Source organism: Kitasatospora sp. NPDC054768, assembly GCF_053612025.1.
This window is the reverse complement of sequence record NZ_JBSHBN010000088.1, coordinates 15,548-39,092: the sequence shown is the minus strand read 5'-3', so window position 1 is coordinate 39,092 and position 23,545 is coordinate 15,548. Positions and strand designations below refer to the sequence as shown.

14 protein-coding genes, 2 pseudogenes and 1 riboswitch are annotated in these 23,545 nt (G+C 73.5%); of the genes and pseudogenes, 4 read left to right on the top strand and 12 right to left on the bottom strand.

What is annotated here, in order from left to right:
• Both ACWGKU_RS24530 and ACWGKU_RS24525 read left to right on the top strand, forming a co-directional pair.
• Positions 1–97 (top strand): annotated as a pseudogene (locus tag ACWGKU_RS24530) (ABC transporter ATP-binding protein); the annotation flags it as partial.
• A gap of 126 nt (positions 98–223) precedes the next feature.
• Complete coding sequence (locus ACWGKU_RS24525) at positions 224–2,782, top strand: ABC transporter permease (RefSeq protein WP_401054206.1); 2,559 nt, start codon at positions 224–226, stop codon at positions 2,780–2,782.
• Positions 2,783–2,960: 178 nt separating this feature from the next.
• Here ACWGKU_RS24525 and ACWGKU_RS24520 read toward each other — a convergent pair whose 3' ends face one another.
• From ACWGKU_RS24520 to ACWGKU_RS24490, 7 genes and pseudogenes are all read right to left on the bottom strand, one after another.
• Complete coding sequence (locus tag ACWGKU_RS24520) at positions 2,961–4,328, bottom strand: NAD(P)/FAD-dependent oxidoreductase (RefSeq protein ID WP_359909991.1); 1,368 nt, start codon at positions 4,326–4,328, stop codon at positions 2,961–2,963.
• A 429-nt stretch (positions 4,329–4,757) separates the two neighbouring features.
• Positions 4,758–5,699: a Ppx/GppA phosphatase family protein gene (locus ACWGKU_RS24515; RefSeq protein ID WP_452180096.1), complete on the bottom strand. Its 942-nt coding sequence runs from the start codon at positions 5,697–5,699 to the stop codon at positions 4,758–4,760.
• 128 nt (positions 5,700–5,827) lie between these two features.
• Positions 5,828–6,367: pseudogene (locus ACWGKU_RS24510) on the bottom strand (DUF501 domain-containing protein); the annotation flags it as partial.
• Positions 6,339–6,860: an FtsB family cell division protein gene (locus tag ACWGKU_RS24505; protein WP_452180097.1), complete on the bottom strand. Its 522-nt coding sequence runs from the start codon at positions 6,858–6,860 to the stop codon at positions 6,339–6,341. The gene ACWGKU_RS24505 and the pseudogene ACWGKU_RS24510, both read right to left, overlap by 29 nt.
• A gap of 170 nt (positions 6,861–7,030) precedes the next feature.
• Positions 7,031–8,317, bottom strand: coding sequence for a phosphopyruvate hydratase (eno, locus tag ACWGKU_RS24500; RefSeq protein ID WP_359910003.1), 1,287 nt, complete (start codon positions 8,315–8,317; stop codon positions 7,031–7,033).
• A gap of 328 nt (positions 8,318–8,645) precedes the next feature.
• Entirely contained in the window at positions 8,646–9,551 is a 906-nt protein-coding gene (locus ACWGKU_RS24495) for a transglycosylase family protein (protein WP_452180098.1), read from the bottom strand.
• Between the two features lie 5 nt (positions 9,552–9,556).
• A riboswitch (cyclic di-AMP (ydaO/yuaA leader) is annotated at positions 9,557–9,725 on the bottom strand.
• A 221-nt stretch (positions 9,726–9,946) separates the two neighbouring features.
• Positions 9,947–11,323: a cytochrome P450 family protein gene (locus tag ACWGKU_RS24490; protein WP_452180099.1), complete on the bottom strand. Its 1,377-nt coding sequence runs from the start codon at positions 11,321–11,323 to the stop codon at positions 9,947–9,949.
• Positions 11,324–11,623: 300 nt separating this feature from the next.
• Here ACWGKU_RS24490 and ACWGKU_RS24485 point away from each other — a divergent pair, with 300 nt between their 5' ends.
• Positions 11,624–12,046 (top strand): SDR family NAD(P)-dependent oxidoreductase, encoded by a 423-nt coding sequence (locus tag ACWGKU_RS24485; protein WP_380539390.1) that lies wholly within the window; start codon positions 11,624–11,626, stop codon positions 12,044–12,046.
• Between the two features lie 4 nt (positions 12,047–12,050).
• On the opposite strand, the gene ACWGKU_RS24480 is transcribed toward ACWGKU_RS24485, so the two are convergent.
• The 4 genes from ACWGKU_RS24480 to ACWGKU_RS24465 all read right to left on the bottom strand — a co-directional run bounded on the left by ACWGKU_RS24480 (position 12,051) and on the right by ACWGKU_RS24465 (position 18,301).
• Positions 12,051–13,142 (bottom strand): MazG family protein, encoded by a 1,092-nt coding sequence (locus ACWGKU_RS24480; RefSeq protein ID WP_452191565.1) that lies wholly within the window; start codon positions 13,140–13,142, stop codon positions 12,051–12,053.
• A gap of 403 nt (positions 13,143–13,545) precedes the next feature.
• A complete protein-coding gene (locus ACWGKU_RS24475; protein WP_452180101.1) occupies positions 13,546–15,174 on the bottom strand; it encodes a protein kinase domain-containing protein in 1,629 nt (542 codons plus the stop codon).
• On the bottom strand, positions 15,171–15,737 hold the full coding sequence (locus tag ACWGKU_RS24470) for a hypothetical protein (RefSeq protein WP_452191563.1): 567 nt from the start codon (positions 15,735–15,737) through the stop codon (positions 15,171–15,173). Before ACWGKU_RS24470 ends, ACWGKU_RS24475 begins: the two co-directional genes overlap by 4 nt.
• Before the next feature lie 395 nt (positions 15,738–16,132).
• Positions 16,133–18,301: an N-6 DNA methylase gene (locus ACWGKU_RS24465; RefSeq protein ID WP_452180103.1), complete on the bottom strand. Its 2,169-nt coding sequence runs from the start codon at positions 18,299–18,301 to the stop codon at positions 16,133–16,135.
• 217 nt (positions 18,302–18,518) lie between these two features.
• Between ACWGKU_RS24465 and ACWGKU_RS24460 the strand changes: the two genes are divergently transcribed.
• On the top strand, positions 18,519–19,166 hold the full coding sequence (locus ACWGKU_RS24460; protein ID WP_401052706.1) for a DUF4352 domain-containing protein: 648 nt from the start codon (positions 18,519–18,521) through the stop codon (positions 19,164–19,166).
• 132 nt (positions 19,167–19,298) lie between these two features.
• Here the strand turns inward: ACWGKU_RS24460 and mfd are convergent, their stop codons facing one another.
• Positions 19,299–22,952, bottom strand: coding sequence for a transcription-repair coupling factor (gene mfd / locus ACWGKU_RS24455; RefSeq protein ID WP_401052709.1), 3,654 nt, complete (start codon positions 22,950–22,952; stop codon positions 19,299–19,301).
• Positions 22,953–23,545 lie beyond the last annotated feature (593 nt).

Below are 23,545 nucleotides of genomic sequence, written 5' to 3'. Positions count from 1 at the left end.
CGCCGACGGCCGCATCGTCGACGAACTCCACCACCCCACCGCCGACACCGTCCTGGACCGCATGCGCCGCTTCGACGCCAAGGGCCGCACCAGCTAGGGCGTGTCTGACAATTCGCGTCGGATCAGGGCGCACCCGGCGGGAATTGTCCGACACGCCCTTAACACCACGACCGATCCGGCCCGGCGGCCGCAGCCCGCTCACCGACCCTTCCCAGGACACCCCATGTATCGCACCGCACTGCGCAACGTGCTGGCCCACAAGGGCCGACTGCTGATGACGGCACTGGCCGTCATGCTCGGCACCGCCTTCGTGGCCGGAACCATGGTCTTCGCCGACACCTTCGGCAAGGCCATGCGGGACAGCAACTCCAAGAGCTACTCGGACGTCTCGGTCCAGGTGGTGGACCGCGCGGCCGGCTCCGCCGCCTCCGCCCGTCAGAAGAGCGAGGGCAGCTCGGCCGCCCTCACCGACGCCACCGTCCAGCAGCTGTCCGCCCTGCCGGGCACCGCCGGCGCCCGAGGCGTCGTCAGCGGCTTCACCGGCGTCGCCGACCGGAAGGGCAACCTGATCGGCCAGGTCTGGGCCGCCAAGGGCGCCAACTTCGCGCCGGGCCAGGACGGCAAGGACCCGCGCTACCCGATGGTCGAGGGCCAGGGCCCGAAGGCCGCCAAGGAGATCGCGCTCGACCGCAAGACCGCCGACAAGGGCGGCTACAAGGTCGGCGACACCGTCCGGGTCGCCGCCAACGGCCCGGTCGTCGAGGCCAGGCTCACCGGCGTCTTCACCACCGACGACCCGGTCGTCAACACCGGCGGCTCGCTCACCCTGTTCGACCGGGCCACCGCCCAGCAGACCCTGCTGGAGCCGGGCCGCTACAGCGGCATCGTGCTCACCGCCAAGCCCGGCACCAGCCAGGACGCGCTGCTCGCCCAGGCCCAGCCCGTGGTGCCCTCCGGCCACCAGTTCGACGTCGAGACCGGCGCCACGCTCAAGGCCGACGAGCAGGAGATGATCACCAAGGGCACCAGCAGCATGCGCACGATGCTCCTGGTCTTCGCCTTCATCTCGCTCTTCGTCGGCATCTTCATCATCGCCAACACCTTCACCATGCTGGTCGCCCAGCGCACCAAGGAGCTGGCCCTGATGCGGGCCATCGGTGCCAGCCGCAAGCAGGTCACCCGGTCCGTGCTGATCGAGGCCCTGCTGATCGGCACCGCCTCCGCCGTGGCCGGCCTGCTCGCCGGCATCGGGATCGGCGCCGGGATGCAGTCGCTGATCGGCGCGATGAACGAGAACATGCCGAGCGGCTCGCTGGTGATCAAGCCGCTCACCGTCGTGGTGACGGTCGTGGTCGGCGTCCTGGTGACGGTCATGTCGGCCCTGCTGCCCGCCGTGCGCGCCTCCCGGATCGCCCCGGTGGCCGCGATGAGCAGCGGCGACCAGCCGGTCTCCCAGAAGAGCCTGGTGGTCCGCAACACGATCGGATCGGTGCTCGCCGGCGGCGGCCTCGCCCTGATCGGCTTCGGCGCCTCCACTGGCAACGACAGCGGCCGGCTGCCGGTCGGCCTGGGCGCCTTCCTGGCCCTGATCGGCGTGTTCGTCCTGCTGCCGCTGCTCTCCCGTCCGGTGGTCGCGCTGGTCGGCCCGCTGCTGCGCGGTCTCGGCGGCACCCCGGGCAGGCTCGCCCAGCAGAACGCGGTGCGCAACCCGCGCCGCACCGCGGCCACCGCCGCCGCGCTGACCATCGGTCTGACCCTGGTCACCGGGCTCACCGTGATCGGCGCCTCGGTCAACGACACCATCGACCGGGCCGTCACCAGCTCGATGAAGGCCGACTTCATCGTCGGTGCCGCCAACGGCATGAGCCTGTCCGAGCAGGTGCCCGCCCAGATCGCCAAGGCCCCCGGGGTGGCCGCCTCCTCGGCGATGACGACCGCGTACTGGGACCTGAACGGCACCAGCAGGACGGTCAACGGCCTGGACGCGGCCGTCCTCGACCAGCTCGCCGACGTCGAGCTGACCAGCGGCTCCACCGCCGGCTTCGGCCAGGGCCAGCTGCTGCTCGACGAGGACGCCGCCAAGAAGCTGAACGTCACCACCGGCTCGGTGCTGACCGTGGCCTACCCGGACGAGTCCGCCGGCAAGGTCACCGTCGGTGGCGTGTACAAGACCGGCGGCATGCTCGGCCCGGTCATGCTGGCCAACAGCGAGATCGCCAAGCACGAGCCGAAGCCGTACGTCTCCGACGTCCTGGTCAAGGGCAAGGACGGCGCCACCGACGGCCTCAAGCAGGCGCTCAAGGACGCCACCGGCGCCAACCCGGTGATCGAGGTGAAGTCCAAGCAGGACGTCCGGGACGAGTTCAGCCAGACCATCACCTTCGCGCTGAACCTGATGTACGGCCTGCTGGGGATGGCGGTCCTGATCGCGATCCTGGGCGTGGTCAACACGCTGGCGATGTCGGTCTTCGAGCGCAAGCGCGAGATCGGGATGCTGCGGGCGATCGGCCTGGACCGCAGCGGCATCAAGCGGATGGTCCGTCTGGAGTCCGTGGTGATCTCGCTGTTCGGCGCCGGCATCGGCCTGCTGCTCGGCTGCTTCATCGCCTGGGCGATCAACGGCACCCTGAAGTCCAGCCTCTCCGGCCTGACCACGGTCCTGCCGTACGGCCAGCTGGCGATGTTCCTGGCGCTGGCCGGGGTGGTCGGCCTGGTGGCCGCGATCTGGCCGGCCCGCCGGGCGTCCAAGCTGGACATCCTGTCGAGCATCAAGACCGACTGACCGGTCCCGCAACGAGAGAGGTCCCCTGCCGGAGGGTTTCGGCAGGGGACCTTCTACTTCTGTACTCCGCCCGGTCGCACGGCCGGCTGAGCACCACGGAGGTCGTGGTCCGGCAACGCTGCCGGGCGGAGGGCCTCCGACTCATACCCCGGTGCTCCCACACCGGGGTCTCAGTCGCTTACTTGCTGGCGAGTGCCTTGTCGGCGGCCGGCTTGGCGGCCTCGACGGGCTTGGTGGGCGGAGTGACCTCCTGGATCGGAAGCTGCGGCCGCTCCATCTGGGCGAGGCCGACCATCTCGCGCTTGAGGAACATCGCGAGCGTCCAGTCGGTGAAGACGCGGACCTTGCGGTTGAAGGTCGGCACCATCGCGCCGTGGTACAGGCGGTGGAACCACCAGGCCGGACGGCCCTTCAGCTTGTACTTGCCGAAGAGGATCGCCACGCCCTTGTGCAGGCCGAGGCCGGCGACCGCACCGAGGTTCTTGTGCTTGTACTCCTTCTGCGGGAAGCCGCGCATGCCGGAGATCACGTTGTCGCCGAGGACGACGGCCTGACGGCAGGCGTGCTGCGCGTTCGGCGGGCACCAGGCGCCCTCGCCGGCGGCGAGGTCCGGCACCTGGGCGTTGTCACCGGCGGCCCAGACGTAGTCGAAGCCCTGGACCTGGAGGGTCGGCGCGGTGTCGACGTGGCCGCGCGGGCCCAGCGGCAGGCCGAACTCGGACAGCACCGGGTTCGGCTTCACGCCGGCCGTCCACACGATGGTGGAGGCGTCCATCTCCATGCCGTTCTTCAGCATGACGTGGCCGTCGACGCAGGAGTCCATGGAGGTCTCGATGTAGACCTCGATGTTGCGCTCCTCGAGCTTCTCCTTGGTCCACAGACCGAGGTCCGGGCCCATCTCGGGGAGGATGCGGTTGGCCGCCTCGACCACCACGAAGCGCATGTCCTCGCGGCTGACGGTCTTGTACAGCTTGGCCGCGTCGCGGGCCATGTCCTCGACCTCGGCGACGGTCTCGATGCCGGCGAAGCCGCCACCGATCACCACGAAGGTCAGCGCCTTGCGGCGGATCTCCTCGTCCGTGGTGGACTCGGCCTTGTCGAGCTGGGCCATGACGTGGTTGCGGAGGCCGATGGCCTCCTCGACCGTCTTCATGCCGATGCCGTTCTCCGCCAGACCCGGGATCGGGAAGGTGCGGGAGACCGAGCCGGTCGCGACGACCAGGTACTCGAAGGGCAGCTCGTAGCTGTCGCCGGCCGCGGGCTGGATGGTGGCGACCTTGCGGGCGTGGTCGATGCCGGTGACGGACCCGGTCAGCACCTCCGCCTGCTTGAGGGCGCTGCGCAGCGGCGCGACGAGGTTGCGGGGCGCGACGTTGCCGCCGGCCGCCTCGGGGAGGAAGGGCAGGTACGTCATGTACGACCGCGGGTCCACGACCGTGACGGTCGCTTCGCCGTAACGCATCTTCTTGAGGATGCGCATCGCGGCATACAGGCCGACGTAACCACCGCCGACAATGAGGATGCGAGGACGCTCCGTGGTGCTCATATCCGAAAGTATCCAGCACCGTCCGGAGCAGCCTTCGTGAGCCCGGTCACAAGATGAAGGACCCCCCGTGCTACACTGCGCGGCCGCAAAACCGGGCCCGGCACGGCGACCCCCACCCCTGGACGGCCCCGCGCGAGCGCGCGCCGGAGCACGACCGGCCTGAGCAGCAACGATCCGCACAGCGCCCGGGTTCCCGCGCATGATTTCGAATTTCAAACCTCAAGCGAGCCCTGACCTGCGATCCCATGGGCTACCCGGCCAGCAGGCCTTCGGTCCCACATTTCGGACGTAGCGGGCGGGTGGGTGCGGCGAATGGCCGGATCGCCATGTGAAGAAATTCACGAACTTTTCCACCCGCGCTCGGGCGCGCCCCGGCCCCGGCCCCCCGAAAGGGGTGCCGGGGCCGGTCCGGGTAAGCCCCGCACGGGGTCAGGTGGCAATACCCCAGGCGATTCCGTCGAGGATGTCGTGCTCGCTCACGACCACCTCGGCGGCGCCGGTGCGCTCCATGATCTCCAGCAGCTCCAGCGCCCCGGCCGCGATCACGTCCACCCGGCCCGGGTGCATCGACGGGATGGCCGCGCGCTCGGCATGGGTGGCGGCCAGCAGCTCCCGGGCGATCCCGGCGACCCGGTCCCGGCCGATCCGCGAGTGGTGGATCGCCGCCGAGTCGTAGCCGGGCAGGCCCTGGGCGATCGCGGACACCGTGGTGACCGTCCCGGCGAGACCCACCAGGGTGGCCGCGCCGGTCAGCGGGACGACCTCCTCGGCCCGGTCCAGCTCCGCCCGCACGTGCGCCCGGGCGGCCTCGACCTGCTCCTCCGAGGGCAGCTCGGCGTCACCGAAGTACCGCTCGGTGAGCCGCACGCAACCGATGTTCACCGAGCGCGCCGCCTGGACGTCGTCCGAGCCGAGCACGAACTCGGTGGAGCCGCCGCCGAGGTCGAACACCAGGTACGGGCCGGGGAACTGACCGCCCGTCAGTTCCTTGGTGGCGCCCACGAAGGACAGGTGCGCCTCCTCCTCGCCGCTCACCACCTCGGGCTCGACGCCCAGGATGTCGCGCACGCCCTTGACGTACTCGTCGCTGTTCTCGGCGTCCCGGGAGGCACTGGTGGCGACGAAGCGGACCCGCTCCGGGCCGACACCGAAGCCGGCGATGATCTCCTGGTACTCCCGGCAGGCCGCGAAGGTGCGGGCCAGCGCGTCGGGGTGCAGCCGGCCGGTGCGGTCCACGCCCTGGCCCAGCCGGTTGACGATCATCCGGCGGTCGAGGTCGGTGATCTCCCCCGTCTCCGGGTCGAGGTCGGCGACCAGCAGGCGGATCGAGTTGGTGCCGCAGTCGATCGCGGCCACGCGGGTGGTGCTCACTCGGACTCCCGCTCCGCCGCGGCTTCCTCCACGGCCCGCTTCTTCGCGGCGCGCTCGGCGGTCTTCTGCTCCTTGGCGGCGATCACGGCCTCGTGGTCCTGCTCCTTGGCGCGGTTGCGGGCGACCCGCTCACCGGCGGCCTCGACCTCCGCCGGGGAGACGCACGGGCCCTTGGCCCACCAGTCCTCCAGCATGCCGATCGCCTCGTCGCCGAGCGGGTTGACGCCCTCGCCGGCCGCCAGCGAGTGGCCGACCAGCACGTGCAGGCACTTCACCCGGTCCGGCATCCCGCCGGCGCTCGGGAAGCCCTCCAGCACCTCGATCGCGTCGCGCCGGGCGATGTAGTCCTCGTGCGCCCTCTGGTAGGCGGCCGCCAGCTCCGGGTCCTCGGCGAGCCGGGCGCTCTGGTCCTTCATCACGCCCTCCGCCTCCAGGGTGCCGATCAGCGAGGCGGCCTTGGGGCAGGTCAGGTAGTAGAGCGTGGGGAACGGCGTGCCGTCCGGCAGCCGGGGAGCCGTCTCCACGACGTCCGGGTTGCCGCAGGGGCAGCGGTGCGCCACGCCGCGCAGGCCGCGCGGCACCCGGCCGAGCTGGGCGGCGATGGCCGCGACGTCGGCGTCGGAGACGGAGGGGTGGTTCTCAGTGGTCATGGGGGGAGGTGTCTCCAACGGGGGACGGTGGGAGGGGAAGGGGGGTGGCGGGGGCCGCCGCCACGGTGTCGGCGGCGTCCACCGAGTCCCAGATGCCGGCGTACCAGGGCTTGGCGGCCTTCGTCCGGTCGGCGGCGCTTCCGGAGGCCGCGGTGCCGGAGGAGGCCGCACCCGCCGCGGACGAGGAGGGCTGGGCGGAGGCCCGGCCGGCCGGATCCACCGCGATGTACGGGGTCTCCCCCGGCACCGCGTAGTGCAGCCGGGCGCGGGCCTGCGCCTTCACGTACTCCGGGTCCTGCCAGCGGGCCTTCTCCCGGCGCAGCTGCTCGACCTGCTGGCGCGCGTGGTCGGCCTTCGCCCGCTGGGCGGAGATCTCGGCGCGCTGGGAGATGAACTGCCGCGTCGGGTAGGCGAGGATCGCCACCAGCGAACAGAGCACCAGGACGAGGACGGTCGCCCGGCTCGTGAACCGGGGCCGGGCCGCCAAGCCCGGGATCCTCCAGCCAGCCATCTCCCGTATCCCCTCCTGGTCGCGACGGTGCCCCGCCGTCCACCCTACGGGGTGAACGGCGGGGCACCGGTCAGGCGTGCGCTACCGGGAGCGCCCGGCCCTCGTGCCCGCCGTGCGGATCGCTCCGCGCAGCGGCCGGGCCCGGTCGCTCCACGGAGCGGCCGTTCCTGCTACTCCGCGGAGCGGAAGCGCGGGAAGGCGCCGCGGCCGGCGTACTCGGCGGCGTCGTCGAGGATCTCCTCGATGCGCAGCAGCTGGTTGTACTTGGCGACGCGCTCGGAGCGGGCCGGGGCACCGGTCTTGATCTGGCCGCAGTTGGTGGCGACGGCCAGGTCGGCGATGGTGACGTCCTCGGTCTCGCCGGAGCGGTGCGACATCATGCAGCGGTAGCCGTTGCGCTGGGCCAGCTCGACGGCGTCCAGGGTCTCGGTCAGCGAGCCGATCTGGTTCACCTTCACCAGCAGCGCGTTGGCGGTGCCGGTCTCGATGCCGCGGGCCAGGCGGGCCGGGTTGGTGACGAACAGGTCGTCGCCGACCAGCTGGACCTTGTCGCCCAGCTTGTCGGTCATGGCCTTCCAGCCGTCCCAGTCGGACTCGTCCAGCGGGTCCTCGATGGAGACCAGCGGGTAGGCGGCGACCAGCTCGGCGTAGTACTCGATGAGCTCGGCGGCGGTGAGGTCCTTGCCCTCGAACTGGTAGGCGCCGTCCTCGTAGAACTCGGAGGAGGCGACGTCCAGGGCCAGCGCGACGTCACGGCCGGGCACGTAGCCGGCCTTCTCGATGGCCTCGACGATGAGGTCCAGGGCCTCGCGGTTGGAGTCCAGGTTCGGGGCGAAGCCGCCCTCGTCACCCAGACCCGTGGACAGGCCGCGCTCCTTCAGCACGCCCTTGAGCGTGTGGTAGACCTCGACGCCCCAGCGGACGGCCTCGGAGAAGGACTCCGCGCCGATCGGGGCGATCATGAACTCCTGGATGTCGACGTTGGAGTCCGCGTGCGACCCACCGTTGAGGATGTTCATCATCGGGACCGGCAGGACGTGCGCGTTCGGGCCGCCCAGGTAGCGGAACAGCGGCAGGTCGCTGGCCTCGGAGGCGGCGTGCGCGACGGCCAGCGAGACGCCCAGGATGGCGTTGGCGCCGAGCGAGGACTTGTCCGGGGTGGCGTCCAGGTCCAGCATGGCCTGGTCGATCAGGCGCTGCTCGGTGGCGTCGTAGCCGACCAGCTCCGGGCCGATCTGCTCGATGACGGCCAGGACGGCCTTCTCGACGCCCTTGCCGAAGTAGCGGTTCTTGTCACCGTCACGCAGCTCCAGCGCCTCGAAGGCACCGGTGGAAGCACCCGACGGGACAGCGGCACGACCCGTGCTGCCGTCGTCGAGGCCGACCTCGACCTCGACCGTGGGGTTGCCGCGGGAGTCGAGGATCTCACGGGCTACGACGACATCGATGGACGGCACGAGGCATCTCCTTGCGGAAGCAGGGTCCGGTCTGACGGTGGTGCTGTCAGCAGGACGATTGCGGAGTCGTTACGACCAGAGCCTAACCGCCCGGGCTCCCGGGGCCACGTCCGCCTCGGTCCCGTCTCAGCGTGTGGCCCCACTACCCACCGGTAGTTCACCTGCTTGTCCCAGCTTGTCCCACCGGAGCGGGCGAATGCGGACGAAGGGGACCGGTAGGACCGGTCCCCTTCGGACGGCGGGGTGAGGCGGCGTCGGCGCCGGGCGCGGCGGGCGGGCCGGCGTCGAGCGAGCCGGCGTCGAGCGGGCCGGCGTCGAGCGGGCCGGCTCAGCCGAGGTGCAGCACCTGGCCGGGCATGATCAGGTTCGGGTCGCCGCCGACCGTGCCGTGGTTCTGCTCGTACAGCGCGTGCCAGCCGCCGGACACGCCCTGGGCGGCGGCGATGGTCGACAGGGTGTCACCGGCGCGGACGGTGTAGTCGTGGCCGGTGGTCTGCGGGGCCGACTGCGCGGCCTGCGGGGCGTACTGCGGCTGGGCGGCGGCCTGGCCGGCGTACTGCTGGTAGACGCTCTGGTGGCTGGTCCAGTACCAGGCGCCGTTGCTCTGGTACCAGTACACCTTGGCGTCGGCGTCCCAGCCGGCCTTGCCGGAGAAGCCCGGGGTCTGCGGCTGCGCCTGCTGCTGCGGGGCGGCCTGCTGGACCGGCTGCGCGGCGGGCTTCGGGGTCTGCTTCTGGGCGGCGGGCTGCTGCGCGACCGGCTTCTCGGCCGGCTTGGCGGCGGGCTTCGGGGTCTGCTGCTTGGGGGCGGACTGCGGCTTGGCGTCCGAGGAGGTGTCGACCGCAGCCGGGGCGCCACCCTTGGTCAGACCGGCCTTCTGGGAGCAGACCGGCCAGGCGCCCGGGCCCTGCGAGGCCAGCACCTTCTCGGCGACCGAGATCTGCTGGGCCTTGCTGGCCTGGTTGGCCTGCGGCGCGTAGGCGGTGCCGCCGTACGCCTTCCAGGTGCTGGAGGTGAACTGGAGGCCGCCGTAGAAGCCGTTGCCGGTGTTGATGCTCCAGTTGCCACCGGCCTCGCACTGGGCGACGGCGTCCCAGGTGGAGGCGGGGGCGGCGGAGGCGCCGGTGGCGGTGAGGAGCGGCATCGCGAGTCCGACGCCGGCCACACCGGCGACGGCGATGGCCTTCTCGGCCTGGGTGCGACGACGGTGACGGCCAGTTCCAACGAACAGCATGAAGAGGTCCCTCTCCGCACGCCTGCGAGGTGAGCTGTCGGGTTCGGACCGGGAGGTGGCCCGGCCGCCGTACGCGGAAACGATTCCGCTCGGGCGGCTTCACCCCAAGCCGTGGGGAGACGGCAACAAACCTGGTTCCCCCGCCCCTGCCCAGGGTTCTGGTCGGTTTCCCGTGGCGCGGCGGGCAGGACTCGGCGTTCCGCGTACGAGGTCCGCAGCTGCGAACTCCAGGGAGAGTAGACAGATCATCAGACCAATCACAAGCTCATATCGTCGATATCACACAATAATTACGGCGCGTGTTCGATCGCCTACCAACGGCGGTGTTATGTCCGGATTGATGGGTGTTCACACCCCCGTCAGCAGGTGGTTCGCGACGTCCCGTCAGTGCGATCTCAGCACGTCGGAGGCGTGGCGGGAGTGTTCGGCGAGGCCTGCGAAGGAGCGTGCGGAGGGGTCTGCGGAGAGGCGTGCGGGGAACGGCTCTCCGGACTGAATTCCACCGGGAGTTCGCGCAGCCCACGCATGATCAGACCACCGCGCCACCGCAGGTCGTCCGCGTCTTCCGCGAGCCGGAGATCGGGCAGCCGGGAAAGCAGCGTGGTCAGCGCGGCACGACCCTCCAAGCGGGCGAGCGGAGCGCCGATGCAGTAGTGGATGCCGTGCCCGAAGCCCAGGTGGGGGTTGTCCGTCCGGGCCAGGTCCAGGGTGTTCTCGGCCGCGAACCGGGCCGGGTCGCGGTCCGCCGCGGCGAGCACCACCAGCACCGGGTCGCCGACCGGGATGTCCACCCCGCCGATGGCCAGCGGACGGGTCGCGAACCGCCAGGTCGCCATCTCCACCGGTCCGTCGTAGCGCAGGAGTTCCTCGATCCCGGTCTCCAGCAGCGCGCTCTCCCCGCGGGCCACCGACTCCTGCAGCAACCGGCGCTGCTCCGGATTGCGCAGCAGGGCGTACGTGCCGTTGCCGATCAGGTTCACGGTGGTCTCGAAACCCGCGAACAGGAGGATGAAGGCCATCGCCGCGGCCTCGTTCTCGGTCAGGTGCTCACCGTGGTCACTGGCCCGGATCAGGCCCGAGATCAGGTCGTCCCCGAGGTCCGCGCGCTTGCGGTGGATCAGCTCCAGCAGGTACGCCCGCATCCGCTTCACCGCCCGCCCCACGCCGCCGCGCCGGCCGCCGCCGTGGCCCGGCTTCGTGTGGCGCACCATCATCCCGGCCCAGTCCCGGAAGTCGTCCTGGTCCTCGGCCGGCACGCCCAGCATGTCGCAGATCGCGTAGATGGGGAGCGGGAAGGCGAACTCGTGGATCAGGTCCGCCGAACCGCGCTGCGCGAAGCCGTCGATCAGCCGGTCGGTGAGCTGCTGCACCCGCGGCTCGAACTCGGCCACCCGGCGCGGGGTGAACGCCTTCGACACCAGCCTGCGCAGCCGGGTGTGGTCCGGCGGGTCGATGTTCAGCAGGTGGGTCATCAGGTCCGCCTGCCGCTCCCCCGGGATGCCCACCCGGCCGGTGCGGTGCGCCTGCTCGCTGTGGTGCGCCGGGTTCTTCGACAGCCGGCTGTCCGCGAGCGCCTGCCGGGCGTCCGCGTACCGGGTCACCAGCCAGGCCTCCACCCCGCTCGGCAGCGTGGTGCGGTGCACCGGGGCGTGCTCGCGCAGCCAGGCGTAGGCGGGGTACGGGTCGGAGGCGAACTCCCAGGTGAACAGCTGCGGGGCGGTGGCGTCGGACGGCGTGGCGGCGGGCCGGGCGGAGTCGGGCTGAGCTGGCATGGACCGACCGTATCCGGTGCGACGGGCACGCCCCGCTCCGGCGGGCCGCCGCTCCTCCCGCCGACGGTCCGCGGCCGTCCTGCCGATGCTCCGTGGACGGCCCATGGACGGCTCATGGACGGCCCGTTGACTGTCCGCGGACGGTCAATGGACAGCTCTTGGCCGACTCTTGGCCGCAGTGCGGGCGTGAGCCTGGTCACCTGCGGGGTAATCCCTGTTGCGGAGGGTCAGGACGTGCCTACGATCCTCCGCAGTACGCGTGGGCGCCGGTGCGGTGTCGCCCACAGGGAGGAGCAGGCCATGCGGGTCAGCGGGTCAGTCGTCGTCATCGCGGTCCTCGACGGCGGTTCGGGCGCGGGACTCGCCCGCCGGTTCGCCGCGGCCGGCGCCTCCGGAATGCTCATCGCCGACCAGTACGCCGGCATCGCCGAGGACCTCGCCGCCGAACTCGACCGGCCGGGCTGCCCCGTCGTCGGCGTCTGCGGCGACATCCGCCGCCCCAGCGACGTCGCCGCCCTCGTCGACACCGCCGAGAAGCACCTCGGACCGATCGACCTGTTCGCCGTGGCCGGCCCGGACGGCGAGCGGATCATCTCGCTGGCCGAGCTGCCCGACCACCTCGACCTGGAGCGGCTCGCCGAACTCGTCGTCCTCGTCGGCGAGGCCATCGGCGAACTCGTCCCGCCGCAGCGGTGCCCGGAGCACACCGCCACGGCGGCCTGAGCGCCTACTTCCCGTCGGGCTCCCCGGCCGAGTCCCCGTCGGGCTCTCCGTCGGGCTCTCCGTCCGGCTTGAGGCCTTCGGCCGCGCGCACCGCGTCCCGGTAACCGCGCGCGGCCGACCGCAGCGCCGCGTCCACGTCCACCCCGGCGTCGTGCGCCCGCTGCGCCACCGCGAGCAGCAGCCGGCCCGCCGAGTCGGCGGTCAGCTCGACCGGCAGCTCGTACGACTCGTCCGGCACCCCCGTGAAGCCGGCCCGGCGCACCCGGGACACCAGCTTCGCCGCGTACGCCAGCGCGGGCAGCCCGGCCGGCACGCCGTCCAGCACCGACTCGCGGTCCGCCTTCTCGGCCGCCTTCAGCTGCTCCCAGTTCGCCTCCACCTCGGCGGCGCCGCCGGCCTCGACGTCCCCGAACACGTGCGGGTGCCGGTACATCAGCTTCTCGACGATGTCCCCGGCCACGTCGTCGACGGTGAACGGCTCGGTCGGGTGCTCCTCGGCGATCCGGGAGTGGAAGAACACCTGCAGCAGGACGTCGCCCAACTCCTCGCGCAGCGCCTCCCGGTCCCCCTCCTCGATCGCCTCGACCAGCTCGTACGCCTCCTCGACCAGGTACTTCACCAGGCTCTCGTGCGTCTGCTCGGCGTCCCAGGGGCAGCCGCCCGGGGAGCGCAGCCGGTCCATCACCGTCACCAGGTCCAGCAGCCGCGACCCCGGCAGGTCGTACGAGCCGGGCAGCACCTCGATCTCCGGCACCTCGCCGGCGTGCTCCACCGCCAGTCTCGCCAGCGCGTCGGTCAGCCCCGGATCCCCGTCCGGACTGCCCAGCCACACCGTCGGCCCGGCCCCGGCGGGCTGCCCGGTCAGCAGCCGCGCCAACGCGGGCGCCGACCCGGCCGGCACGACCTCCACCACCACCCCGGCCTGCCGCACCGCCGCCACCTGCGGATGCCGCTCGTCCCCCACCAGCACCCGCCCCGCCGACCGCAACGCCTCCCACGCCGGCCACGCCAGCAGGCCGGGAGCCACCCGGTGGGTGGTGGTCAGCAGGATCAGCTTCGCGCCCGGAGTCTTCGTCGGCACAGCATTCGTCGTCACCCCCCGAACCTACCCCCGCACCCCCACTCCGCCCGCCCGTTCCCCGCCCCCGGGCTCCGTTCCCGGGGCATGGACCCCGCCCGCCCGCATGAGCGCAGGAAGTCGGCCGGGCCGACTTTCTGATCCGAGATGCCAACACGCACAGGGGCACCGGATGGGGGCCGGTGGAGAACACGCGCGTCCCGGGATGTCCGGGGCTCCAAAAGGGCTGGAGCCACTGGGGATTCTCCGAGGACGGGCAGGGCGGCACGCCCGGGCCGGAACGGCGTCACCGGCACTGGGTGCCGGGGACCGGTGCTGCGCAGTGGCCCGGCCGGCGGCGGCTGGGGCCGAGGCGCAGGCCGGCACAGCGACCCCACCGGCGGCGGTGGGGTCCCAGGACGGTGGAGGCCGTGGCCGCCGGTCAGTGCGGGGTCGGGGGCCAGGGGGTGGAGGTGGGGGTGAGGGTGGAGAGGGACTGGCGGAGGCGGCGGACGGTGGGGTGGTGGGGGCCGTCGCGGCGTTCGCGGTCGAGGAGGAGGGGGAGCAGCCACTGCCAGGCGTTCTGCGGGTCGCCGGTGGCGGCGAGGTGGAGGCCGATGCGTTCGCGGAGGTCGTAGGCGCGCTCGGGGTCGGTGTCGAGGCCGGATTCGAGGCGGGCGGTGTGGGCGGTGAGGAGGGCCTGGTACTCGGTGAGGGCTTCGGCGCCGTGGCCGAGCCGGTCGAGGCAGACGGCGGCGCGGTAGCGGTGGTCGAGGCCCTGGGGGCCGTGCGGGCCGCCGTCGGCGGTGGCGGCGAGGCGGCGGTACTCGGGGAGGGCCTGCTGGGGGTGGCCCTCGTGCAGGAGGGTGCGGGCGTAGATGGTGCGGATGGTGCGCACCAGGGGTGCGGTGTCGCCGAGTTCGGCCTCGGCCCGGGGCAGCAGGCGGGCGGCGAGGCCGAGCACCTCGGTGTGGCGGCCGGCGTCGACCAGGTCGGAGAGCCGGGCGCACTCGGCGCCGAGGTCGGGCTCCGCGGGGACGGGGGGAGGTGTCGCGGGGGCGGGTGGCATGAGGAAGGGCCGGGGCTCGGAGCGGACCACGGGCGCCGGGGCGGCCGCCACGGCCGGCGGCTGCGGCTGGTGCGGGTAGCGGAAGGGGCGGGCCGGGTCCGGCAGCGGCGTGTAGCGGGGCTGCGGGGTGCCGTCGGCCGGGGGCAGCAGCGGGAGCAGCCGCGCGTACACGCTCCGGGCGTCGGCGGGGCGGTCGGCGGGCCGCTTGGCGAGCAGGTCGAGCACCAGCTGTTCCAGCGGCTGCGGCACGTCGGGGCGCAACTCCCGCAGCGGGACGGGTGGTTCGTCGACGTGTCGGCGCAGGACGCCGAGTGCGGTGGGGGCCCGGAACGGCTCCTCGCCGGCGAGCATCTCGTGCAGCAGGCAGCCGAGCGCGTAGAGGTCGCTGCGCGGGTCGGTGGTGGCGGCGAGGGCCTGTTCGGGGGCCATGTAGGAGGGGCTGCCGACGGGCACGCCGGTGAGGGTCAGCCGGGTGGTCTCGGTGTCGAGGGCGGTGGCGATGCCGAGGTCCAGCAGGACGGTGCGGCCGTCCTCGCGGACCATGACGTTGCTCGGTTTGAGGTCGCGGTGGACGACCGGGATGGCGTGGACGGCGGCCAGCGCGGTGCACAGCTGGGCGGCGACGGCCGCCGCGCGTTCGATCGGGAAGGGCGCGTCCTCGGCGATGAGGTCGGCCAGGCTGACCCCGGGGATGCGCTGCATGACGAGGTAGAGCTCGCCCTCGTCCTCGCCCGCGTCGAAGACGGTGACCACCCCGGGGTGGTCGAGCGCGGCCGTGATCCGGCACTCGCGCAGGAAGCGGCGGCTCAACTCGTCGCCATGGCAAGCCCGTTCGCCTCCGGAGCCGGTCCCGCCGGGGAGCAGGTGCTCGGGGCGGAGCAGTTTGACCGCGACCGGGCGGTGCAGTCGTTCGTCCTGGCCGGCCCAGACCTGGCCCATGCCGCCGTGGCCGATCTTCCCGGTGAGCCGGTAGCGGCCGGCGATCAGCCGGGTGGCGGTCACGGCCGGTCCTCGCGGGCCTGACGGCGCAGCAACTCGCCCAGCTCGCGCAGGTCGTGGGCGGTTTCGGGGGCGGGGGCCGAGGGGGCGGGGGCCGAGGGGACGACGGCGGCGGTCGCGGTCGGCGCGACGGGAGCGGGCACGGGAGCGTGAGCGGGCACGGGGGCCTGCGCGGGCGCCCCGTACCCGGGCACGGTGGCCCCGTACGGCGAGACGTTCGGCACCGCGTACGGCGAGAGGACCTGCGGAGCGGTGCGCGGCACGGCCTGCGGCGCCGGAGGCCCGGCCAGCCAGACCGCGCGGCTGTCCATCACCAGGAAGTGCGCCGTCGGCAGGAGCCACAGCACGGCCAGCGTGATCTGGCCGGTGGTGTCGGCGGTCGGGTTCTTCAGGGTGCCCGCGACCCCGGCCGAGACGATCATGGCGAGCAGCAGCGCGCAGAACACCGCCGCGCCGAGGATGTCGTACGCCCGTCGGCGCCGGACCGCCAGCAGCAGCGAGGGGACGACCCCGAGCAGGCCGAAGGTGACCAGCGGGGCCAGCGCGCACAGCACCCGCACAACCACCCCGAACCGTCCGGGGATCGGGGCCGACCCGGCCACTCCCCCCGGCCCGGCCGCTCCCCCCGGAGCGGGCGGGCCGGGCCCCGGGCCCGGCGCGTACCCCTGCCCGGGCCCCGGCCCGTACGGCGCCCCGCCGGGCGGCGGTCCGAACTGCCCGGGGTACTGCCCTGACATGCGCGCTCCTGAGCTGGTGAGGACCGGCACCGAGGGCGGTGCGACCGGTTCCGCACACCGTACCGCCCGGCCCGGCCGCTCCGGAGGGCTTCCGTCCGCCCGCTGCCGCATCGGTATCCCGCCGGTACCGCGCCGCTACTGAGCCGGGGTCACCTGCGGGCGCGCGTCGCGGGTCCTGCCGGATCGGGCCCCCGCGGGCCCGGCCCCGGTCCGCGGGGCGGGTGTCAGTCAGGCGGCGCCAGGGTGCCGGTCGCCAGGGCGTCGGTGGCGGCCTGGGCGAGGCTGCGGCCGAGGGCGGCGGCCCGGGCGAGGGCGGTGTCGAAGGCGGCGAGGCGGGCGAAGGCGGCGCCGAGGCGCTGCTGGGCGGGGAGCGGGAGGCGGGGCAGTTCGACCCGGCGGATGTCGAGCCGGGCGGTGGTGGTGGCGTGGCTGGCGGCGCGCCGGGTGCCGGCGGTGGAGCGGAACTGGCCGGCCAGGAACTCGGGGTCGAGGGCGGCCGGGTCGGGCCGCAGGAGGTGGAGCTGGCGGCCGAGGGCGGCGCCGACCAGCGGGCCCTCGGCGGGGACGACCCGGGCGGTGCCGCCGCCGAGGGCGGGGACCAGGACGTCGCCGGGGCGGGTGCGGACGTCCCCGGCCGGGCCGGGGCCGGCGGCCAGGACGGCGCTGGGCGCGGCGCCGGTGGCGAGGTCCTGGTCGGTGACGACGGGGGTGCCGCCCGAACCCGCCCCGGCCGGCCGGGTGGCGGCGCCGGTGCCGGAGGAGTGCACCTCCAGCGCGCCGCCGCGGACCAGCTCGCCGATGGTGACCACCCCGACGGGAGCCGTACCGGACGCCCCGCCGGACGCGGCACCGGACACGGCGCCGGGCCGCGGCAGCAGCGCGACCGGGTCGGGCAGGCCGGCCAGCAGCTCGGCCAGCCGGCCGCCGAGGTGGGAGAGTTCGGCCGCGCCGCCGAGCGGGGCGGCGGGCGGGACGTGCCGGGCCGGGGAGAGGTCGGTCTCGTCGTCGAGCAGGTCGATGGCGGCCATCGCCCGGTGGACGCCGGGACGGTCGGCGGGGACCGGCAGGCCCTCCCGCGCGGCGAGGTCGAAGCCGCGCCAGGCCCCCAGGACGGTGCGGCGCAGCTCGGTCCAGTCGACCTTGTCCCGGCCGCCCTCGGCGGCCTGCGCCCCGGCGGCCCCGCCCGGACCGGCGAGCGCCGCCCCGGCGTCGAGCATCAGCACCTGGCGGAAGTCGCCGCCCGGCCGGGGTGCGCGCAGCACCCACAGGTGCAGCGGGACGCCGTACGGCGGGGCGGCGCCGGCCGGCAGCGCGATGACGGCCCGCAGCGCGCCGGAGCGGAGCAGTTCGGCCCGGATGCGGCGGCCGGCCCGGCGGGCGGCGACGGTCGGCGGGAGCAGCAGGGCGGCGAGGCCGCCGGGGCGGGTGTGCGCCAGGCAGTGCAGCACCCAGGCGAGTTCGGACTCGCCGCGCGGCGGGACGAGCCCGCCGGGCCAGCGGGTGTCGAACTGCAGCTCGTCGTGGCCCCAGTCGCGCTCGTTGTACGGGGGCTGGCAGAGCACGGCCTCGAAGGTGTCGCCGGGGAAGCCGTCGGCGCGCAGGGCGTCGCCGGCCCGCAGGTCGAGCGGGAGCGGGCCGGGGTCGTCGGCAGGGGTGTGCAGGGCGATCCGGAGCCGGGCGAGGGCGGCGGTGACCGGGTCGGCGTCCTGGCCGTAGCGGCCGGTGGTCGGGGGGTGGGCGAGCAGGACGGAGCCGAGGCCGACGGCCGGGTCGAGCACGGTGGCGGGGACGCCGGCGACGGCCGCGAGCAGTTCGGCGGCCTCCGGCGGGGTGGGGCTGAGCTGCCGGGTGTTGGCCTCGGCGTACCGGATGAGCAGCTGCTCGTACGCGCCGACCGGGCCCGTCTGCGCGGCGAGTTCGGCGAGCAGCCGGGCGAGGTCCAGCTGGGTGCTGCCGAGCAGGCCCGGGAGGCCGAGGGTGCGGGCGCCGTCGGGGCCGAAGGCGTGCACGGCGGCGCCGGTGACGGCCCGGGGCAGCGCGAGGGCGAGCCGGGTGTCGGGCCGGTCGGCGAGCCCGGCCCACTGCGCGGGCTCGCGGTGCAGCAGTAGGAGCAGGGCGCCGGCCTCGACCAGCGGGGCGGCGGGGTGGCCGGCCGGGTCGCGGAGGGTGTCGACGAGCTGCCAGACCCGCTCCAGCAGCGGGAGTTCGGCGATCTTGCCCTGGGCGCGCAGCCAGGACTCGACCTCGGCGAGCGCGAAGGCCGGGCTGGCGTCGGTGCCGCCGACCGGGCGCGGGAAGTCGGGGTGGCGGCGGCGCCAGTTGCTGACCGCGGCCCGGCCGACGCCGGCCAGCCGGGCGATCTCGGCGGCGGTCACTTCGGGACGGTCCGGCACGGGGGCTCCTTCGGTGGGGGCTGCGACCGCACAGCCGGGGCGGGGGCGGGGGCTGTGACCGCACAGCATAGCGACGCACCCCTCGATCACAGTTCACATGTGAACAGAGCTCTTTTGTGAAATCGCATTGACATGGTTCACGGCCGAGTGGTGTGATCTCTCCGTCGCCACCGAACGGGGCGGCGCAGGGAAGACCACCGATCACCGGGAGACACCCATGTCCGCGAACGCCCGCCGCACCGCCGTCCGCCGCGCCACCGCCCGGCGCGGCGCCACCCGCCGCACCGCCGTCCTGCTGCTGGGCGCCGCGCTGGTCACCCTGAGCGCGACGGCGTGCGACTCCACCGGCGGCGCCTCCGTCTCGACGGAGGCGAAGCAGACCGCGGCCGCCACCGGCTCCGAGGCCGCCAAGCCCGCCGGGGACAAGCCCGCCGACACCGGCAAGGCGCCCGCCAAGCTCGGCGACACCATCGCGCTCAAGGGCAACGACCCGGCCGACACCGCCGACGTGACGCTGGTGAAGGTGGTCGACAACGCCGAGGGCGAGGACGAGTTCACCCACCCGGCCGACGGCAAGCGCTTCGTCTCGGTCCAGTTCCGGATCAAGGCGAGCGGCAAGAAGGCCTACAGCGACGTCCCGGGCAACAGCGCCAAGGTGGTGGACGCCCAGGGCCAGGCCTTCGGCAGCACGATCGCGGACACCAAGGCCGGCCCGGGCTTCCAGGTCCCCGCCAACATCGCGCCCGGCGAGAGCGCCCTCGGCTTCGTCACCTTCGAGGTCCCGAAGGACGCCAAGCTCGACAAGGCCCAGTTCGGCCTCGACAGTGGCTTCGCCCCGCAGACCGGCCAGTGGAAGCTCGGCTGACGCAGCTGTTCACAGTCGGCCGGCCGCCGCACCGCGTCAACGACGGCCGGCGCCCGTCCACACGAAACGGCGGCCCCGGGGCAGAGCCCGAGACCGCCGTGAACCACCTGGAGGGCGGGGCCCTCCGGATGCCTACTTCTTCGCCCCCGCCAGGTCGTCGAACATGGCCGACAGGAACTCGGTGCACCAGCCCAGCAGTTCCCGACCGACCAGCGGCTTGCCGCCGATCCGCCCGGTGCTCGGGCGCGGCACCAGCAGCTGCTGGGCCGCCGCCTTCACCTGACTGCGCGGGTAGAGCCGGTTCAGCCGCAGCTGCTGGGACTCCCGCAGCTCCACCGGCCCGAAGCGGACGTTGGAGCCCTGGAGGGTGATGTCCGAGATCCCGCACCGCCGGGCGTACAGCCGCAGCGCCGCGACCAGCAGCAGGTTCTCCACCGGCTCGGGCAGCTTGCCGTAGCGGTCCACCAGCTCGTCCCGGACCTGCTGGATGTCCTCCTCCGAGTTGACCGCGGCGATCGAGCGGTACGCCTGCAGCCGCAGCCGCTCGCCGGGTGCGTAGTCGTGCGGCACGTGGGCGTCGACCGGCAGCTCGATCTTCACCTCCAGCGGCTCCTCCTCCGGCTCCCCGCCGCCCGCCAGCGACTCGCGGAACTCCGCCACCGCCTCGCCGACCATCCGCATGTAGAGGTCGAAGCCGACGCCCGCGATGTGCCCGGACTGCTCGCCGCCGAGCAGGTTGCCCGCGCCGCGGATCTCCAGGTCCTTCATCGCGACGTACATGCCGGCGCCCATCTCGGTGTGCTGGGCGATGGTGGCCAGCCGCTCGTGCGCGGTCTCGGTGAGCGGCTTCTCCGGCGGGTACAGCATGTACGCGTAGCCGCGCTCGCGGCCTCGCCCGACCCGGCCGCGCAGCTGGTGCAGCTGGGAGAGGCCGAAGGTGTCGCCGCGCTCCACGATCAGGGTGTTGGCGTTGGAGATGTCGATGCCGGACTCCACGATCGTGGTCGACACCAGGACGTCGAACTCCTTCTCCCAGAAGTCGACGACGACCTTCTCCAGCTGGTTCTCCCCCATCTGCCCGTGCGCGGTGGCGATCCGCGCCTCGGGCACCAGGTCCTTCAGCCGGGCGGCCGCCTTGTCGATCGACTCCACCCGGTTGTGGATGTAGAACACCTGGCCCTCGCGCAGGAGTTCACGCCGGATCGCGGCCGAGATCTGCTTCTCGTCGTACGGCCCGACGAAGGTCAGCACCGGGTGCCGCTCCTCCGGCGGGGTGGTGATGGTGGACATCTCGCGGATGCCGGTGACCGCCATCTCCAGGGTGCGCGGGATCGGGGTCGCGGACATGGTGAGCACGTCCACGTTGGCGCGCAGCTTCTTCAGCTGCTCCTTGTGCTCGACGCCGAAGCGCTGCTCCTCGTCGACGATGACCAGGCCGAGGTCCTTGAACCTGGTCTCGGAGGAGAACAGCCGGTGGGTGCCGATGACGACGTCCACCGAGCCCTCGAACAGCCCCTCCAGCACGGCCTTGGCCTCGGTGTCGGTCTGGAAGCGGGACAGCGCCTTCACGTTCACCGGGAAGTTCGCGTAGCGCTCGGCGAAGGTCGAGAAGTGCTGCTGCACCAGCAGCGTGGTCGGCACCAGGACCGCCACCTGCTTGCCGTCCTGCACGGCCTTGAACGCGGCCCGCACGGCGATCTCGGTCTTGCCGTAGCCGACGTCGCCGCAGATCAGCCGGTCCATCGGGACGGACTTCTCCATGTCCGACTTGACCTCGGCGATGGTGGTCAGCTGGTCCGGCGTCTCCGCGTACGGGAAGGCGTCCTCCAGCTCCCGCTGCCACGGGGTGTCCGGGCCGAAGGTGTGGCCGGGGGCGGCCATCCGCGCCGAGTACAGCTTGATCAGGTCGGCGGCGATCTCCTTGACCGCCTTCTTGGCCCGCTGCTTGGTCTTCGCCCAGTCCGCGCCGCCGAGCCGGTGCAGCGTCGGGGCCTCGCCGCCGACGTACTTGGTGACCTGGTCGAGCTGGTCGGTCGGCACGAACAGCCGGTCGCCGGGGTGGCCGCGCTTGGCCGGGGCGTACTCCAGCACCAGGTACTCGCGGGTGGCGCCCTGGACGGTGCGCTGCACCATCTCGACGTACTTGCCGACGCCGTGCGCCTCGTGGACGACGTAGTCGCCGGCCACCAGCGCCAGCGGGTCGATCGCGTTGCGGCGGCGCGAGGGCATCCGGCGCATGTCCTTGGTGGAGGACTTCTGACCGGACAGGTCGGTCTCGGTGATGACCGTGAGCTTCAGGTTCTCGTCGACGAAGCCGTGCTCGATCGAGCCGCAGGAGACGTGGACGACGTCCCGGGTGGGCGCCTCGGCGAGGTCGGCGACCAGGCGGGCCGGGATGCCCTCGTTGCCCAGCACCTCGGCGAGCCGGGAGGCCGGGCCGTGGCCCTCGGTCACCATGACGACCCGCCAGTCGGCGGCCAGCCGCTCCTTGGCGTCGGCGATCGCCCGGGCGGTGTCGCCCCGGTAGGCCTCGACGGCGTGCATGCCGAGGGTCAGCGTGTTGGCATCGCCGTGCCAACCAGCGACTCCGTCGCGGGCCAGGATGCCGTCGACGGTCGACTCGCTGGTCGCGAACGGGCTGACGGACCACCAGGGCAGCCCGATCTCGGCGGCGTGCTCGCGCACCTCGGCGAGCGAGCGCAGCGAGGCGGCGGAGACGTCGATGGTCTCCAGGTCGATCGGGCGGTCCCCGCCGGCCGCGGCCGCGACCCAGGAGGCGTGCAGGAACTCCTGGCTGGTCGCCACCAGGTCGGCGGCCCGGGTGCGGACCCGCTCGGGGTCGCAGACCACCGCGACCGAACCGAGCGGCAGCACGTCGACCAGCAGCTCCATGTCGTCCACCAGCACCGGCGCCAGCGACTCCATGCCCTCGACCGCGATGCCCTCGGCGATCCTGTCCAGGATCTCGGCCAGCCCGGGGTGCTCGGCGGACAGCTCGGCGGCCCGGGCCCGCACCTCCTCGGTGAGCAGCAGCTCGCGGCAGGGCGGCGCCCACAGGCCGTGCTCGGCGATCTCCAGCGAACGCTGGTCGGCGACCTTGAAGTAGCGGACCTCCTCGACCTCGTCGCCCCAGAACTCCACCCGCAGCGGGTGCTCCTCGGTCGGCGGGAAGACGTCCAGGATGCCGCCGCGGACGGCGAACTCGCCGCGCTTCTCGACCAGTTCGACGCGCGCGTAGGCGGCGGCGGAGAGCCGGCGGGCCACCTCCTCCAGGTCGTACGACTCACCGCGCCGGACGGCCACCGGTTCCAGCTCGGCCAGCCCCTTGACCTGCGGCTGGAGCACCGAACGGACCGGGGCGACCACCACCTGGACCGGCCCGGCCGCCGGGTCGTCCGCCCGCGGGTGCACGATCCGGCGCAGTACGGCCAGCCGGCGCCCGACGGTGTCCGAGCGGGGCGACAGCCGTTCGTGCGGCAGGGTCTCCCAGGCCGGGAACTCGGCGACGGCGTCGACGGGCAGCAGGGAGCGCAGCGAGGCCGCGAGGTCCTCGGCCTCCCGGCCGGTCGCGGTGACGGCGAGCACCGGGCGGCCCCGGTCCCCGGCGGCCTGCCCGGCGAGCGCGCGGGCCAGCGCGGCGATGGCGAACGGCCGGGCGGCGGGCGGTCCGACCAGGTCCAGGTGGCGGCGTCCACCGGCCGCGGCTCCGGGGGCGGTGGCCGCCTCGATCGCCTCGGCGAGCGCCGCGTCCCGCGCGACGACATCGAGCAGTCCGGTCAGGCTCATCTGGGGTCTCTTCTTCGTCCCGTGGCTGATGCTGCCCCGGGGCGGCGAAGGCCCGCCGGGGCAACGCGAACGGCCCGGCACGCCGAGCGGCCGGGGGTCTCCAGCCTACGCCGCGGCAGGGACGCGCACGCGGTCCACAGCTTCGGCGAGGCCGGACCGGACCCGCGCCGGACTCGCGCCGGGGCTGAAAGGGGCCGAAAGGGGGCGAAAGGGGGTCGGCAGAGGTCGGCCGGGGATCCGGAGCACCGGGCACCCGCGCGGCCGCCCCGCGCAGATTGTCAGGAACACGTCCGAGAACGAACGACTGGACGGAACACCGGACCGGCCGGTGGACGAACCAACCGGGAGCCGTCCCGAACGGGGCACGGCTATCCGCCACGAACTGGACATACTCCTGTCACTGGCCGTCCATGGAGATCGCGCACCATGGTGAACGTGCCCGCCGCACCCAACCGTGGGGGATGGCTGTGGAGGGCACTGTCGCACCCCCGATGGGGGTCGGAGGTGCGAGGCCGGGCGGCCCTGGGTGGGGGCGCCCGCCCAAGCGCCGGGAACCGTGGCGCCCTTTCCTGGAGGGCGCCACGGGTCTCGGC